The organism is Rhizobium ruizarguesonis (assembly GCF_017357285.1).
Classification (GTDB): domain Bacteria; phylum Pseudomonadota; class Alphaproteobacteria; order Rhizobiales; family Rhizobiaceae; genus Rhizobium; species Rhizobium ruizarguesonis.
This window is the reverse complement of record NZ_CP071678.1, coordinates 2,643,021-2,658,067: the sequence shown is the minus strand read 5'-3', so window position 1 is coordinate 2,658,067 and position 15,047 is coordinate 2,643,021. Positions and strand designations below refer to the sequence as shown.

General features: G+C 61.4%; 11 protein-coding genes and 1 pseudogene. 4 read left to right on the top strand and 8 right to left on the bottom strand.

From position 1 onward, the window contains the following. Positions 1–4 precede the first annotated feature (4 nt). The 4 genes from J3P73_RS13205 to J3P73_RS13190 all read right to left on the bottom strand — a co-directional run bounded on the left by J3P73_RS13205 (position 5) and on the right by J3P73_RS13190 (position 4,431). A complete protein-coding gene (locus tag J3P73_RS13205; RefSeq protein ID WP_018483730.1) occupies positions 5–1,570 on the bottom strand; it encodes a DEAD/DEAH box helicase in 1,566 nt (521 codons plus the stop codon). Positions 1,571–1,709: 139 nt separating this feature from the next. Then, a complete protein-coding gene (locus J3P73_RS13200; protein WP_024321806.1) occupies positions 1,710–3,029 on the bottom strand; it encodes a peptidoglycan DD-metalloendopeptidase family protein in 1,320 nt (439 codons plus the stop codon). Between the two features lie 104 nt (positions 3,030–3,133). After that, positions 3,134–3,961: a ferritin-like domain-containing protein gene (locus J3P73_RS13195; RefSeq protein ID WP_024321805.1), complete on the bottom strand. Its 828-nt coding sequence runs from the start codon at positions 3,959–3,961 to the stop codon at positions 3,134–3,136. Next, positions 3,958–4,431: a peroxiredoxin gene (locus J3P73_RS13190; protein ID WP_024321804.1), complete on the bottom strand. Its 474-nt coding sequence runs from the start codon at positions 4,429–4,431 to the stop codon at positions 3,958–3,960. The genes J3P73_RS13195 and J3P73_RS13190 overlap by 4 nt, the downstream gene beginning before the upstream one ends. A gap of 124 nt (positions 4,432–4,555) precedes the next feature. Here J3P73_RS13190 and J3P73_RS13185 point away from each other — a divergent pair, with 124 nt between their 5' ends. Then, positions 4,556–7,954, top strand: a complete 3,399-nt coding sequence (locus J3P73_RS13185; RefSeq protein WP_024321803.1) for a YhdP family protein — start codon at positions 4,556–4,558, stop codon at positions 7,952–7,954. Between the two features lie 42 nt (positions 7,955–7,996). On the opposite strand, the gene J3P73_RS13180 is transcribed toward J3P73_RS13185, so the two are convergent. After that, complete coding sequence (locus J3P73_RS13180) at positions 7,997–9,658, bottom strand: alpha-amylase family protein (protein ID WP_130691852.1); 1,662 nt, start codon at positions 9,656–9,658, stop codon at positions 7,997–7,999. Between the two features lie 225 nt (positions 9,659–9,883). Between J3P73_RS13180 and J3P73_RS13175 the strand changes: the two genes are divergently transcribed. Next, positions 9,884–10,204 (top strand): hypothetical protein, encoded by a 321-nt coding sequence (locus tag J3P73_RS13175; protein WP_080654769.1) that lies wholly within the window; start codon positions 9,884–9,886, stop codon positions 10,202–10,204. 61 nt (positions 10,205–10,265) lie between these two features. Here J3P73_RS13175 and tyrS read toward each other — a convergent pair whose 3' ends face one another. Then, a complete protein-coding gene (gene tyrS / locus J3P73_RS13170; RefSeq protein ID WP_130691850.1) occupies positions 10,266–11,522 on the bottom strand; it encodes a tyrosine--tRNA ligase in 1,257 nt (418 codons plus the stop codon). Between the two features lie 129 nt (positions 11,523–11,651). Here tyrS and J3P73_RS13165 point away from each other — a divergent pair, with 129 nt between their 5' ends. Both J3P73_RS13165 and J3P73_RS37550 read left to right on the top strand, forming a co-directional pair. Continuing rightward, positions 11,652–12,770, top strand: a complete 1,119-nt coding sequence (locus J3P73_RS13165; RefSeq protein ID WP_130691848.1) for an anhydro-N-acetylmuramic acid kinase — start codon at positions 11,652–11,654, stop codon at positions 12,768–12,770. A 5-nt stretch (positions 12,771–12,775) separates the two neighbouring features. Further along, positions 12,776–12,877, top strand: a pseudogene (locus J3P73_RS37550) (GNAT family N-acetyltransferase); the annotation flags it as partial. Here the strand turns inward: J3P73_RS37550 and J3P73_RS13160 are convergent. Next, positions 12,874–14,049: an acyltransferase family protein gene (locus tag J3P73_RS13160; RefSeq protein WP_130661662.1), complete on the bottom strand. Its 1,176-nt coding sequence runs from the start codon at positions 14,047–14,049 to the stop codon at positions 12,874–12,876. The pseudogene J3P73_RS37550 and the gene J3P73_RS13160 overlap by 4 nt on opposite strands. Before the next feature lie 144 nt (positions 14,050–14,193). Further along, the gene (locus J3P73_RS13155) at positions 14,194–14,871 is read right to left on the bottom strand and encodes an alpha/beta hydrolase (protein WP_003540001.1); all 678 of its coding nucleotides are present in this window, start codon (positions 14,869–14,871) and stop codon (positions 14,194–14,196) included. Positions 14,872–15,047: the final 176 nt, after the last annotated feature.

Here is a 15,047-nt window from a genome sequence, read left to right as displayed (position 1 = left end):
AAGTTCAGACCTTGGCGCTGCCGGCGATCAGCATGAAGGCGGGGATATCGTCGCCGAAGCCGACCGGGGTCGGGCCGTCGTCATGGTCGCGATGACGGCGGCGGTCGCGGCTGTCATCATTTGCCGGGTAAGGCCGACTGTTACGCGCATTGTTCTGCGGCTTCTGCTCTGCTTTGCGCTCGTTCTTCACGATGTCGGCCTTTACTGGTGCTGCTTCGATCACGTCGACGCCATTATCCTGTATGTCGTTATCAGATTTATGACTCGCGGCGGCGCGATTGCCGCGTCCGCGCCCACGATCCCTGTCGCCATGCTCTCTCGGCGCGTGATCCCGGGCTGCACCGTCTCTGGCGCCACGTTCGCGGCTGTTGCGGCGCGGGCGTTCGCTGTCCCGGCTGTCTTCTGCCGGCGGCGGCAGCGACGTCAGGTCGCCGCTCAGCCATTCGACCTTTTGGCCGATCAGCTTCTCGATCGCATCGACGAATTTGGTGTCGCGCTTGGTAACGAGAGTGAAGGCGGCACCCGAGCGGCCGGCACGACCGGTGCGGCCGATGCGGTGGACGTAATCCTCGGAATGGATCGGCACGTCGAAATTGAAGACGTGGCTGACATCGGGGATATCGAGGCCGCGGGCGGCGACGTCGGAAGCGACCAGAAGCTGGAGGTTGCCGTCGCGGAAGCTCTGCAGCGTCATCGTGCGGGAACGTTGGTCCATGTCGCCATGCAGGGCGCCGACCGAGAAGCCGTGGCGTTCGAGCGAACGGAAGAGATCGGCGACATCCTTCTTGCGGTTGCAGAAGATGATGGCATTCTTGAGTTCGGTCTGGGCGCGGACGAGTTCGCGCAGGACGGCGCGCTTTTCGTAATCCTTGCCGTGCGAGGCGACGAAACGCTGCGTCACGGTCGCGGCGGCCGAAGCCGGCTTTGCGACTTCGATACGCTCTGGATTCTGCAGGAATCGATCGGCGAGCTTCTGGATCTCCGACGGCATGGTTGCCGAGAAGAACAGCGTCTGGCGAGTGAACGGGATCATCTTGGCGATGCGTTCGATATCGGGGATGAAACCCATGTCGAGCATGCGGTCGGCCTCGTCGATGACGAGGATCTCGACGCCGCTCATCAAGAGCTTGCCGCGCTCGAAATGGTCGAGCAGGCGGCCGGGCGTGCAGATCAGCACATCGGCGCCGCGCTCGAGCTTGCGGTCCTGGTCTTCGAAGGAAACGCCGCCGATCAGGAGGGCGACGTTGAGGCGGTGGTTCTTGCCGTATTTCTCGAAATTCTCGGCGACCTGAGCGGCGAGTTCGCGCGTCGGTTCGAGAATCAGCGTGCGGGGCATGCGCGCACGCGCACGGCCCTTTTCGAGAAGCGACAGCATCGGCAGCACGAAGGATGCCGTCTTGCCAGTGCCGGTCTGCGCGATGCCGCAAATATCGCGGCGCTCGAGCGCAAACGGGATGGCTCCCGCCTGAATGGGCGTGGGGATCGTGTAGCCCGCATCCGTAACAGCGGATAGCACTTTTTGGCTCAAGCCAAGGTCAGCAAATGTCGTCAAAGGGAAAACTGTTTCCATTCAGGTTCGGCCGAACTCTGAACGAGTCGGCGGGATTGCATGCCGCAATGCAGCGCGACATAGCCCCGAATGGCCGGCAAGTCAAGAAATAGAGACGCCGCACCCATTGCAGAGTGAAGCGTTGGTTACCGGGCAGGAGTTACTTGATATAGGTGGCGAGTTTAAGGCCGGCATTCATGAAATATACTGGATCGACGGCATGGCCGTCCTGTCGCACTTCATAGTGCAGGTGCGTGCCCGTCGAGCGGCCGGTGCTGCCGGCAAGGCCGATGACGTCGTTGCGATCGACCGTGTCGCCGACCTTGACCAGAACCTCCGACATATGCCCGTAGCGGGTCGAGATGCCGTTGCCGTGATCGACCTCGACCATGTTGCCGTAGCCGCCGGTCCAGCCGGCCGAAATCACCTTGCCTGGTGCCGTCGGGCGGATCCTTTCGCCCGGCGAAAAGCGGAAGTCGATGCCGGAATGGAGCGCGAGGCGGCCGAGGAATGGATCACGGCGGTTGCCGAAGGGGCTGGTCACGTCCTTGCCGACAGCGGGATTGCGGAAGGGCAGGGATTCGGCAGTGCTGCGCACTGCTTCGAGCCGGGTCAGCGCGCCGTCGAGCGCGACCAGCGAATTGTTGAAGCCGTCATTGCTTTCCGGCTCGACATAGGGGCCGCCGACCGCATCGTCATCGTCTTTCTCGGCAGCGCTCTCGGGCATCGGAATCTTGAAGCGGGTCAGCACGGTCTCGATGGCGTTGGCGGCATTGCCGGCATCGCTCGTCAGCTGTTCGACACGACTGCGCTGATCCTGTTCGACATCTTTCAGCGACAGCGTCACCTTGGAGAAGATGCGGTCGGCACGGTCGCCGACCGTTTCGGCAGCCGGCACATAGGCGAGCGTCGAATTGTCGGGCGTCGCATCGGCGGGCGCGCCGCTCGCCAGCTGTTTCTCGATCGCCTCGATGCCGCTATCGGCTAGCGATGCACGCTTGTCCTTGATATCGGGCGCATAAGACTGAACGGGGGAAGTCGGCGGGGGCAGGGCGCCGTCCTTTTCCGTCAAGCCGGAGCTTTCGGCCCGGTCGAGCAGATTGTCGAGTTTGCCATGGCGCGAGGTGAGCGCCATCTGCTGCTCCATCAGCTTGTCGACCTTGTCTTCGACCACCTGCTGGTCGAGAAGCTGGCGGGAGGTGATGCGGTCGACCTGCGCGCGGAGGGCGGCGATGCGGTCTTCATAGTCGTGCTGCATGCGCGCCTGGCGGGCCATGGTGGCGCCGATCAGATCGTCGCGCAGCACGAGATAGGACGTCGCCAGGAGGTAGCCGATCGAGAAGACACCGACGAAGCAGAAGGCCAGCGCAGCCATCCAGGGCCGGACCGTCATATGGCGGACCTTGTCGCCGCTTGCCAGGATGAGGATATGTTCCTGTGCCCGCCTGCCGAATACCCGGTGCTGATGTCCGCTGTTCACGCAGGCTCTCCCGATTGATGCTCTACGCCTCTTTCGGAAATTAGACACCGTTATGGTTAATGAATGCTTTCATTGCCGCAGTCGCATCATAAATTTCAGTGACTTCAAGCGTGGCTGATCGATGCGAGCGAGCGGTAGAAGGACGGCGTCAGCCCAGCCTCGGCGCGGGCAAGGTCGTTGAAGGGCGGCTTCAGCGGTCCGCGGAAATTGGCCCGCACCAGCTCCTGGAAGGCTTTTGCCGGGTCACGCTTCTCGCGGGCGCAGAGAAAGCGGAACCATTTGGCGCCGACGGCGACATGGCCTTTCTCGTCGTTGTAGATGACGTCGAGGACATCGGCACTTTCGAGGTCGCCGGTCTGACGCATCTTCGCCTGCAACGACGGCGTGACGTCGAGGCCGCGGGCTTCGAGAATCAGCGGCACGACGGCGATCCTTGCCGTCAGGTCGTTGCGGGTCGAATGGGCGGCCTGCCAGAGCCCGTCATGGGCGGGCAGATCGCCGTAATCGGCGCCGAGATCGTTGAGCCTGGCGCGCACCATGCGGAAATGCTTCGCCTCCTCGAAGGCGACCTGCATCCAGCCGTCGAAAAAGGAATTCGGCACCTGTTCGGTCGCGAATCGCGCGACGATATCGAGCGCCAGATCGACGGCGTTGAGTTCGATATGGGCGATGGCGTGCAGCAGCGCGATCCGCCCTTTGAGCGTGTGCAGCGAGCGCTTCTCCACCTGGGTCGGCGGCGTCAGCACCGGTTTGTCAGGACGGCCGGGCCTGTCGGGCAGCGCCGCATCGAGCGGCGAGCGCAGCGACACCCGACGGGCGAACCAGCGGGTGGCGCTTTCCTGCGCAAGTGCCGTCTTGCGGTCGAGATCGGCGGAAGAGATCGCATCGATGGCGCCGCCGCGCAGCGAGGTTATCGTGAGATCCCCGGTCACGCGGCCAGGTTCCTCACGGCCTCGAGCACGGTCTCGGCATGGCCCTGCACCTTCACCTTTTGCCAGATGGTGGCGATCGTGCCGTCCTGGCGGATGAGGAAGGTGGTGCGCTCGACGCCCATGAAGTTGCGGCCGTACATGCTCTTTTCCTTCCAGACGCCATAGGCCTGCAGCGTCGTCTTTTCCTCGTCCGAGGCGAGCGCTACCGAAAGACGGTGCTTCTTGATGAACTTGTCATGGCAGGTGGCCGAATCGGGCGACATGCCGATGACGGCAGCACCAGCCGCCTCGAACTCGCTTGCCAACGCGGTGAAAGCCAATGATTCGGCGGTGCAGCCCGTCGTATCGTCCTTGGGATAGAAGAACAGAACAAGCGGTCTGCCGTGGAATTCGGCCAGCGAGACGCGGCCGCCGCCGTCGCGGGGAAGGTTGAAATCAGGGGCCGAGACGCCGATGCCAGGAACCGCCATTAGGAAAACCTTTCTTTTGCCGGGTTTGTGGATGACACTTTCTCTCCCCGAATTATATAGTGGACGGAAACCCGTCCAGCATGGCCGGGTTCAATTCTTCACTTAAGGGAGAGCCCGAGGGCGCATGTCAGCCATCCGCGGCGAAAAGGTCACGTTTCGCAAGAAGGATATCGTTGCGCTGGACCGCTTGCCGTCGGCTCAGACAGAGGATCCGATCATCGTTCATTGCCCGCCGCCGCGCTCGCCGATGCGCGGTACGGCGAAGCTGACTTGTGGATTCCTCGGGCTGATTCTCCTCCTTCTCGCCGCCATCGTCTTCACCGTCGAGGGCGGCATGTTCGACAAGCCGCTGTCGCAGCAGGCGCAGGCGGCGCTGAACAGCGTGGCCGGACCGCGTTACCGCGCCGAGGTCGGCTCCACCGTCATCCGCTTCACCTCGGGCTTCCGGCTGGCGCTTGAAGCGCGCGACGTCAACATGATCGACCAGGAGAGCGGCGAGCATATGTCGACGACGCGCTCGATCAGCATGGCGCTCGATCCGCTCCAGCTTTTCCGCGGCCGCATCGCGGTCACCTCGATCGAGGCGGATGATATCGCGCTCGATACGGCGCTTCTGCCCTCGGGCGCACCCGTCACGCTCGGCGACCTGCGCATCGACGCGATGCCGGCGGCGATCGAGACGATCTTTTCGCATCTCGACCTGTTCGACAAGTTCCTGACGCGCGGTTCCACGGATTCGGTGCGCATCTCGGGCATCGACGTCAAGCTTGCCGATACCGCCAACGGCCCGCTGTCGCTCGTCATCGACAATATCGCCTTTGCCCGTGCCGGCCCGACCTCGCTGCAATTGACCGGCGAGATCGCGCTCAACGGCGAGGTGGCGGAACTCGACGTGCTGGCCGAGAAGGAAGGCGGGCATGTCTCCAAGGTCGTGGCGACGCTCAAGCATGCCGACCTCACGCCCTTTGCGCTGAAGCGCAACGATCAGGGCGTCATCCGCCAGGGGCTTAGTACCTTCGCCGACCTGACGGTATCGGCCACCCGGACCGCTGATGTTGTCGCGCCGACGCTTGCGGCGACGATCGACATCGATCCCGGCCTGATTTATGCGGATGGCGATCCGCAGGAGCTGTCGGGCGGGCAAATCAATCTCGTCTATGATTTCGACAAGCAGACGCTGGAGATCGCCCGGTCGAACGCCCGGTTCGGCGCCACCACGATTCCCTTCAACGGCGCGCTGATCGATCTCGACAAGCTCGACCCGCAGGCAGGCAAAGGCTTCGGCATCGACCTGCTCGTCAGCGGCGGCACGGCAGCACCCCGCGGCTCCGGCGAGCAGCCGCTTTCCTTCGATATCCAGGCGACCGGGCGTTATATGGTCACTGAGCGGGAATTCCGGTTTCCCAACATGACCGTCTCCAGCCCGCTCGGCGCGCTTTACGGATCGCTTGATGTCAAGCTCGGCAACAAATCGCCGGAGTTCAGCTTCGCCGGCCAGTCGGCGAAGCTAGAGACGACGGCGATCAAGCAGCTCTGGCCGTTCTGGATGGCGCCCAAGGTGCGCACTTGGGTGCACGGCAATCTCTTCGGCGGCACCGTCACCGACGCCGCCATTTCCGTTTTCATTCCCTCTGGCAGGCTGGACGAGGCGGCCGGCGGCAAGGGGTTGAAGCTCGACGCCAACCAGATCCGCATCGCCTTCGACGTCGCGGGCGCGCGGATGAACGTCGCCGGCGACATTCCGCCGATCCGCGACACGGCGGCGCATTTCGACTTGATGGGGCCTGTTGCGACGATCGCGTTCAAGAGCGGCACCTCCTATTTCCCTTCCGGCCGATCCGTCAGTCTCGGGCAGGGGACGTTCGTCCTGCCCTCCACCTACGACAAGCCGCTGATGGCCGATATCGACCTTACGGTCTCGGGTGCGGCGGATGCCGTCGGCGAGCTTCTGACCTACAGGCCGATCCGGGTGCTGCAGCGCGCCGGCTTTACGCCCGACGATCTCAAGGGGCGGGTCGAAGCGAATGTGAAGGCGCATTTCGGCCTGCTCTCCTCGCAGAACCCGCCGCCGGCTGAATGGACGGCGGCGATGAAGCTCACCGACGTCGATCTTGCCAAGCCGTATTCCGGCCGGATCATCAGCAATGTCGACGGCACGCTGAACGGCAATCCGAAACGGATCACGCTTGACGCCAAGGCCCAGATCGACGGCGTCCCGGCCGATATCGATCTTACCGAGCCCGTCGAGGCATCCTCAGGCGTGGAGCGGCAGCGCGTCATCACCGCGACGCTCTCCGAGGACCAGCGCAACAAGCTGATACCCGGGCTTTCCGGCATCGTCGGCGGCAGCGTGAAGATGGTGCTGACGCGGATTGATGACGACAGGCAGGACGTCCAGCTCGACCTCACCAAGTCGCTGCTCGAACTGCCTTGGATTGGCTGGGCGAAAGGCAGCGGCATCGCCGCTACGGCCGAATTCGAAACATCCGGCCCGCCCGACAGTACACAGATCAGGAACTTCCGACTGAAGGGCGACGGTTTCGGCGCCAACGGGTCGCTTGATATCGGCAAGGGCGGGCTGATCTCGGCCGATTTCGATAGCGTCAAGCTCTCCTCGCTCGACGATTTCGCCCTATCGGTGAAGCGCAACAAGGGCAATTTCGACGTCTCGGTTTCCGGCGACAGCGCCGATGCGCGGCCCGTCATCGCGCGGTTGAAATCGGGCTCGGACAGCGAGGGTAACGGAGATGCCGGCGATACCGCAGTATCGGTGCGCGCCAAGCTGAAAAACGTCATCGGCTTCAACGACGAGAAGGTCGGCAATTTCCAGGCGCAAATATCACTGCGCGGCGACAAGCTGCAGGCGCTCAACTTTTCCGCCGTTACCGACAGCGGCGAGGCGGTGGTCAGCCAGATGAAGGACGGCGGCGTCATCAACATCACTAGCGGCGATGCCGGGGCGGTATCGCGTTTCGCCGATCTCTACCAGCACATGCAGGGCGGGCTGCTTAATCTGGCGATCCGGCTGGGGGCCGAGGGCGGCTGGGACGGTTCGCTCGACGTGCGCCGCTTCGCGATTGTCAACGAACAACGCCTGCGGTCGATCGTCTCGACGCCCGTTGGAAGTGAGCAGCGCAGCCTCAACGAGGCCGTCAAGCGCGATATCGATACCTCGTCGCAGCGCTTCCAGCGTGGCTTTGCCCGCGTCGTTTCGCGCAATGGCATGGTCGGCATCGAAAACGGCGTGCTGCGCGGCGACCAGATCGGCGCGACTTTCCAGGGCACTGTGCGCGATCGCAAGGGCAACATGGACATGACCGGCACCTTCATGCCGGCCTACGGCCTCAATCGCCTGTTCGCCGAACTGCCGCTGATCGGCGTCATCCTCGGCAATGGCAGCGACCGCGGCCTGATAGGCATCACCTTCAAGCTGACAGGCAAGTTCGACCAGCCAAACCTGCAGATCAATCCGCTGTCGATCATCGCGCCTGGTGTTTTCCGGCAGATCTTCGAATTCCAGTGAGGCGGGGGAAGCCGTCACGGCAGAAGTCGTGGCGAGAAGTCCCTAGATCTCCTTGCGCCTGAGGAGATAGTCGAGACCGCCGACGCGATACCAGCGATAGCCGTATGCATCGAGCATGACGGTATGAAATCCTTTCTCGTCTGCCTTGCTGCTCGCGCCATCGGCAATATCGATCAATTGTCGTCCGTCTTCACCGATGTCGGGATCGAAGGTCACTTCCGCCGGCTGCGCATGCAGATTGTGCAGGATCAACACGGAATTGCCGCGCCAGTCATAACGAAGAGCCAGCACGCCGTCGTCACCGGTGTCGATTACAGAAAAGTCGCCCCAGCCGATTTCAGGAGCTTCCTTGCGCATCCGGATCATCCGCTCGGTCCAGTTCAGCAAGGAATTGGGATCGCGCCGTTGTTCGGCAACATTGACATGCTGGAAGCCATAGGGACCGTCCTTGATGACGGGCGAGACAAGCTTTTTACTTTTGGTGAAGCCGCCTTCCGCTTCCGTCGACCATTGCATCGGCGTGCGTGCGCAGTCACGCTCCGGCAGGTTTAGATCATCGCCCATACCGATCTCGTCGCCGTAGCGGATAACAGGCGTTCCAGGCAGCGAGAACAGCAGGCTGTAGGCCATTTCGATCCGGCGGCGATCGCCGCCGAGCATGGGCGCCAGGCGACGGCGAATGCCCCTGTCATAGAGTTGCATGTCCTTTTCGGGTCCGAGAGCGGCGAATACCGCGCCGCGCTGCTTGTCCGTCAGCCTGCCGAGATCCAGTTCGTCGTGGTTGCGAAGAAAGAGGCCCCATTGCGCGGTCGCGGGGCGCGGTTTCGTGGCCTCCATGGCCTTCTTGAGCGGCTGAGTATCGGCGCTGGCGAAAGCATAAAACAGCGCCTGGTTGACCTGGAAGTTGAACATCATCTGCATGCGGTCACCGTCATCGCCAAAATATTCGAAATTGTCCTTCGGCAGAATATTGGCCTCCGCCAGCACGATGGAATCTCCCAGACGCCACTGCAGGAATTCGCGAAACTTCCTCAGCATATCGAACTGCTCGACAGGCTTGACGACGTCGGCACCTTTGGTCGCGATGATGAAGGGGGCGGCATCCATCCGGAAACCGGAGACGCCGAGCTGGATCCAGAAGCCCATGATCTTGAGGATTTCCGCCTGCACCTCGGGATGGGAGGTATTGAGATCGGGCTGGTGATCGTAGAAACGATGAAAATAGTAGGCTTTCGCCTTGTCGTCATAGGTCCAGGTTGTCTTCTGGACGCCGGGAAAGACCATGCCCTGATCGGCATTCGCGGGCTTTTTCTCCGACCAGACGTACCAGTCGCGATAGTGCGAGCGCGGATCGCTCCTGGCGTCCTGGAACCAGGGATGGTCCCTGGATGTATGATTGATCACCAGATCGATCAGCACGCGGATACCGCGTTGCTTGGCGCCGTGGGTGAATTCGACGAAATCGCCGAGCGAGCCGTAACGCGGGTCGACATTGTAATAATCGGAGACGTCGTAACCGTCGTCGCGACCGGGCGACGCCTGGAACGGCATGAGCCAGATCGCCGTCACGCCGAGGCCGGAGAGATAGTCGAGGCGCCGCATCAGGCCCTGAAAATCACCCACGCCGTCACCGTTCGCGTCCATGAATGTCTCGACCGACAGGCAGTAGATGACAGCGTTCTTATACCAGAGGTCGTTGATCATGCCGGCGCTCCAATCCAATCTGGTCGCAAATCCCGGCGGGCGGAAAAGGTTCCGACAAAGCATTCGTTATGCGGGTCGTGGCGCTTCGCAGTAGAGAAGTGCGTGGGCTCCTCCAAGACAAAGCCAATTCCAAGCCAGGCTGACAAATCCGGCATTGATACTTTGCCTATTTTAGGAAAATCTGATGTACTATACTGTCCCGGCCAGGAAGCAACGGCCGGTGCAATGTCGGAGGATGCCATGCAGTGCGCCCGGACAGTTTCTTTCGCATCGGCCGCCATGATGGCCGTCACGATTCCCGACGTGTCGCTTTCCGCGGAAAAGGGCGTGCGGCTGAAATCGCAAGAGGCGGTCATCCGTTCCGACCACGTCCTGATGGTTCCTCTGGACGCGGAAATGACGCCGCCGATCTTCTCGATCAGCTGGTGGTCGCGGGTGAAGCCCGCTTCAAGCGTCGATCCGCCGGGCTATCTTCTTAAGAAACCAGACGAGATGACCCGAAATACCGGCGGTGAGCTGAGTGATCTTGCTCGCCGACCCGAATAGTGAGGCAAAGAAAAAGCCGGCGCGGGCGCCGGCTTTGATATCGGTTCGGAATTGAAGCCGCTTACGCCGCGCGGCGGATCAGGATGTGCTTCTTCTTGCCGAGCGAAAGCTTGATGACTCCGTCGGTGGTGATTTCGCCGCTGCCGATCATCTTGCGTTCGTCGCTGATCGCCTCGTCGTTGATGCGGACGGCGCCGCCCTGGACGTGACGGCGGGCTTCGCCGTTCGATGAGGCAAGGCCGGCGCGAACGATCAGCGACAGAAGGCCGATGCCGGCGTCGAGCTCGGAGGCGGGCACGTCGACCGACGGCAGATTTTCCGAGAGGCCACCTTCCTCGAAGGTCTTGCGCGCCGTTTCGGCAGCCTGTTCAGCGGCCTCGCGGCCGTGCAGGATCGCCGTAACCTCGGTCGCAAGGATCTTCTTGACCGCGTTGATCTCCGAACCGCCGAGTGCCGAGAGCCGGGCAATTTCATCCATCGGCAGCGTCGTGTAGAGCTTCAGGAAGCGCGAGACGTCGGCATCCTCGGTGTTGCGCCAGTACTGCCAGAAGTCATAGGCCGAGAGCATGTCGGCGTTCAGCCAGACAGCGCCGGTCGCCGACTTGCCCATCTTGGCGCCCGACGACGTCGTCAGCAGCGGCGACGTCAGCGCGTAGAGCTGCAGGGTCCCCATGCGGTGACCGAGATCGATCCCGTTGACGATATTGCCCCACTGGTCCGAACCACCCATCTGCAGGCGGCAGTCGTAGCGCTTGGCCAGCTCGACGAAGTCGTAGGCCTGGAGGATCATGTAGTTGAATTCCAGGAAGGACAGGGACTGTTCGCGGTCGAGACGCGTCTTGACGCTATCGAAGGACAGCATGCGGTTGACCGAGAAATGCTTGCCGACGTCGCGCAGGAATTCGAGATAGTTCAGCGAGCGCAGCCATTCGGCATTGTTGATCATCAGCGCGTCCTTCGGACCGTCGCTGTAGTTCAGGTAATTGGAGAAGACGCGCTTGATCGAGGCGATGTTGCCTTCGATCGTATCGACGGTCATCAACTGGCGCGCTTCTTCCTTGAAGGAGGGATCGCCGACCATGCCGGTGCCGCCGCCCATCAGCGAGATGGCACGATGACCGGTCTTCTGCATCCAGTGCAGCATCATGATCTGGATCAGCGAGCCGGCGTGCAGGCTGGGCGCCGTCGGATCGAAGCCGATATAGGCCGTCACGGTTTCCTTGGCGAACAGGTCGTCGAGGCCGCTTTCATCGGAGACCTGATGAATGAAGCCGCGCTCTTTCAGCGTGCGGAGGAAATCGGACTTGAACTCGGACATGGCCTTCGTCTCTTGATATCTGCGCTCGCCCATCTGGGCCTCGCGCAAGTTCGTTGTTGTTGATCTGTCGCGGCGCGTTTAGCACTGTTTTTATAAAAGTGCATCCGGGAATCGCGGGAAGGAAACCTCATGGATGTCATCAGGACCGCGATCGGTCTGATGAGCGGCACGTCGATGGACGGAATCGACGTCGCGCTGATCATGACCGACGGCCGCGGCTTCATCGAGCGCGGACCGTTCATGGGCGTGCCCTATGACGCAGATTTTCGCGGGCGGCTCAAACGGGCGCTGGAAATCGCACGTCCACTGAGCGACAGGAGCGAACGGCCCGCTGAGCTTCACGACATCGAGCTTGAACTTACCTTGCGGCATGCAACTGCCGTAACGGCATTCCTGGAGCGTTTCGGGCTTTCTGCCGCTGGCGTCGATGTTCTCGGCTTCCATGGCCAGACGGTGCTCCATCGCCCTGATGAGGGATTGACGATCCAGATCGGCGACGGCCCGGAACTTGCGCGCCGAACCGGCATATCGGTGGTCTACGACATGCGCGCCAACGACATGGTCCATGGCGGGCAGGGTGCACCGCTGGTGCCGGCCTATCACGCCGCACTTGCGGGAAAATTCCAACAGCAGGGACAGGCGGTGTGCTTCGTCAATATCGGCGGCATCTCCAATCTGACCTTTATCGGCACGGACGGCCGGATATCCGCCTTCGATAGCGGTCCGGGCAATACGCTGATCGACCAGTGGGTGGAGATGCAGACCGGCAGAACCTATGATCCCGGCGGCGAGATCGGCGGCCGCGGCAAGGTCGTGGCCAGCCTGGCGGAGCGTTATCTGCAAAGCCCGTTCTTCCGCGGCAATGTTCGCCGTTCCCTCGACCGCGGTGATTTCGCGCCGCTTCGACCCGAAGAGGCGAGCCTTGAAGACGGCGCGCGGACGCTGGCCCATGTCGCCGCCGCGTCGATCATCAAATCTGCCAACTTCCTGCCCGAGACACCGTCGATCTATATCGTCTGCGGCGGAGGGCGCCTGAACGCCACCCTGATGGCGGAGTTTTCGGTCATGGCCGAACGGCTGGGATCAAAGGTGTTGACCGCCGAGGAGGCAGGCTTCGATGGTGACGCGATGGAAGCCGAGGCCTGGGCCTATCTCGCCGTCCGGTCGCTTGAAGGGCTGCCGTTGACATTTCCCGGCACGACGGGGGTCGGGGCTCCAGTCAGCGGCGGTGTGCTGGCACGGGCATGATGTCCCTCAGAAAAATCGGCAGGCGCGAAGGCGCGCCGATCCTGATTGATGGAGTGCAGGACACGGCTTTCGAACTCACCGCCGATAAACGGCCGGCAAAGCTCTAACTCTTTACGGCAACCGGCCGGACATGGGATTCGCGCCCAGCCTGATTGCCGTCCTCGACGCCCCTGACCTGGGCGATGAACGAAAATTTCTTGCGAAGGCCAAGGATCGGCTTCTCGATGAAATGCCAGGACAGCACCGCAACGGCGAGAGCCGATGGCAGGCCGACGAGATAGAGGGCCAGCGCACCATATTTCGGATAGAGGAAAACCGACGGGAACGAGCTGATCCAGATCTGCAAAAACGGGTCGTGATAGAGATAGACGCCGTAGGAATAGTCGCCTTTCCTGAAAAAGGCCGGGATGGGCACCTCGGACAGGCCGACGAAGACGGTGATGTAAACGAGAGAGGTGATGACCAGGGGCCGGTTCATCACCGACTCTGTCGCCCGGCTGTCCAGGGTGAGAATGGCGACGATGCAAACCAGGCAGGCGGCGGCGAACAGCCAGCGGGAGTGCGGAATGACCGCTTTGAACTGAAAGGCGACGATGCCCATCATAAAGGCCGTTATCAGCTGTGAGCCTCGGCTCATGAACAGGAAGCGCGCGATCGGCTTGATCGAGTCAGGCAACAGATAGGGCATCTTCTGTACGACAATGCCGATGGCTATGTAGGCGATCGTCACCGCGAGCAGCTTGTAGCGCGTCTTCACTATGGCGCTGACCATCAGGAACGACATGATGATGTAGCAGAAGATCTCCCAGGGAACTGTCCAGAGAGCGCCGTTGACACGCTGGCTCGGATTATCCTGGAACACGCCCGGCAGCTCGTAATGGATCCAGCCGACGATATTCAGGAAGTATTTGAAAAACCGCTGATCGGTAAAATATTCGGAGTGGTACACGACCGTAATGATCGGCCCGATAATCAACGAGCAGACGACGATATCGACCGCAAGGGCCGGGACGATGCGCAAGCCTCGGTTGATCAGGAAATTCCGGAGGCTGAGGCGCTGTGCACTGCCGGCGATCAGAAATCCGCTCAAGGCGAAGAACATCGGAACAAGAGCGTATTCAGTGAACCAGAATACCGACCCCCTGATGAAGTCATTGTTCTCGGTTAACAAAAATGAATGGGTCAATACGATGGAAAAGGCGAGCCCTATTCGAAGAAAATCGAACCCCGGACCAATACCCCTATACTTATCCAGGACTTCCCCGAACGACTTGGTCATTGCGGACCTCGCTTTTGTTAGGATCGCGAGGACCCTACCGCACTGCAACATGGATTGCAACACGATAGGTGATCTGTTCTGGCACATCCGGCCCGGTTGTGTTCGGGGCCGTCACGGCATCGATGAGGCCTGGGTTTCGTGGTGTCAGCGGATCCGCTTGGCGGCCGGTTCCGGCACCAGTTCGCCGTTGAGGCGCCGGTCGAGATAGTCCTCGCATTCGCCCATCAGCGTTTCCACCTGACCGTTGAAGAAGTGGTTTGCGTTGGCAACGGTGCGATGGGTAATGAGGATGCCCTTCTGGGTCTTCAGTTTTTCCACAAGACCATTGACATCCTTTTCCGGCGCCACCTTGTCGGCCTCGCCGTTGATGATCAGGCCGGAGGAGGGGCAGGGCGCCAGGAAGGAGAAGTCGTACGTGTTCGGCTGGGGCGAGATCGACATGAAGCCCTCGATCTCCGGCCGGCGCATGAGGAGCTGCATGCCGATCCAGGAACCGAAGGAATAGCCGGCGACCCAACAGGTCTTGGAATCGGGATGCAGGCTCTGCACCCAGTCGAGCGCCGAGGCGGCATCCGAGAGTTCGCCGGCGCCGTGGTCGAATTCACCCTGGCTGCGGCCGATGCCCCGGAAATTGAAGCGCAGCGTCGTGAACCCACGCTTCTGGAACATGTAGAAGAGCTGATAGACGATCTGATTGTTCATCGTGCCGCCGAACTGCGGATGCGGATGCAGAATCAGGGCGATGGGCGCGCTTTTTTCCTTGGAGGGCTGGTAGCGGCCTTCAAGACGGCCGGCTGGGCCGTTGAAAATAACTTCGGGCATTGGTACTCCGGGTTTTATTTCGCGTTCGCGCTGCGTTGGACGACAACATGACTTGACTAGTGTTGTCAGCTTTTCTAAAACGCAGTTTAGAACAATTCGAAACTTGCATGGCGATCCACGCATCGTGGAACGTGTCATAAGGCAAGCCCGGCGGAAATTTCAAGAAAAATGAACCG

Excerpts from the sequence above, each read along its gene's own strand:
- J3P73_RS13205 (WP_018483730.1), bottom strand. The coding sequence starts at position 1,570 with ATGGAAACAGTTTTCCCTTTGACGACATTTGCTGACCTTGGCTTGAGC.
- J3P73_RS13190 (WP_024321804.1), bottom strand. The coding sequence starts at position 4,431 with ATGGCGGTTCCTGGCATCGGCGTCTCGGCCCCTGATTTCAACCTTCCC.
- J3P73_RS13185 (WP_024321803.1), top strand. The coding sequence starts at position 4,556 with ATGTCAGCCATCCGCGGCGAAAAGGTCACGTTTCGCAAGAAGGATATC.
- J3P73_RS13180 (WP_130691852.1), bottom strand. The coding sequence starts at position 9,658 with ATGATCAACGACCTCTGGTATAAGAACGCTGTCATCTACTGCCTGTCG.
- J3P73_RS13175 (WP_080654769.1), top strand. The coding sequence starts at position 9,884 with ATGTCGGAGGATGCCATGCAGTGCGCCCGGACAGTTTCTTTCGCATCG.
- tyrS (WP_130691850.1), bottom strand. The coding sequence starts at position 11,522 with ATGTCCGAGTTCAAGTCCGATTTCCTCCGCACGCTGAAAGAGCGCGGC.
- J3P73_RS13165 (WP_130691848.1), top strand. The coding sequence starts at position 11,652 with ATGGATGTCATCAGGACCGCGATCGGTCTGATGAGCGGCACGTCGATG.
- J3P73_RS13160 (WP_130661662.1), bottom strand. The coding sequence starts at position 14,049 with ATGACCAAGTCGTTCGGGGAAGTCCTGGATAAGTATAGGGGTATTGGT.
- J3P73_RS13155 (WP_003540001.1), bottom strand. The coding sequence starts at position 14,871 with ATGCCCGAAGTTATTTTCAACGGCCCAGCCGGCCGTCTTGAAGGCCGC.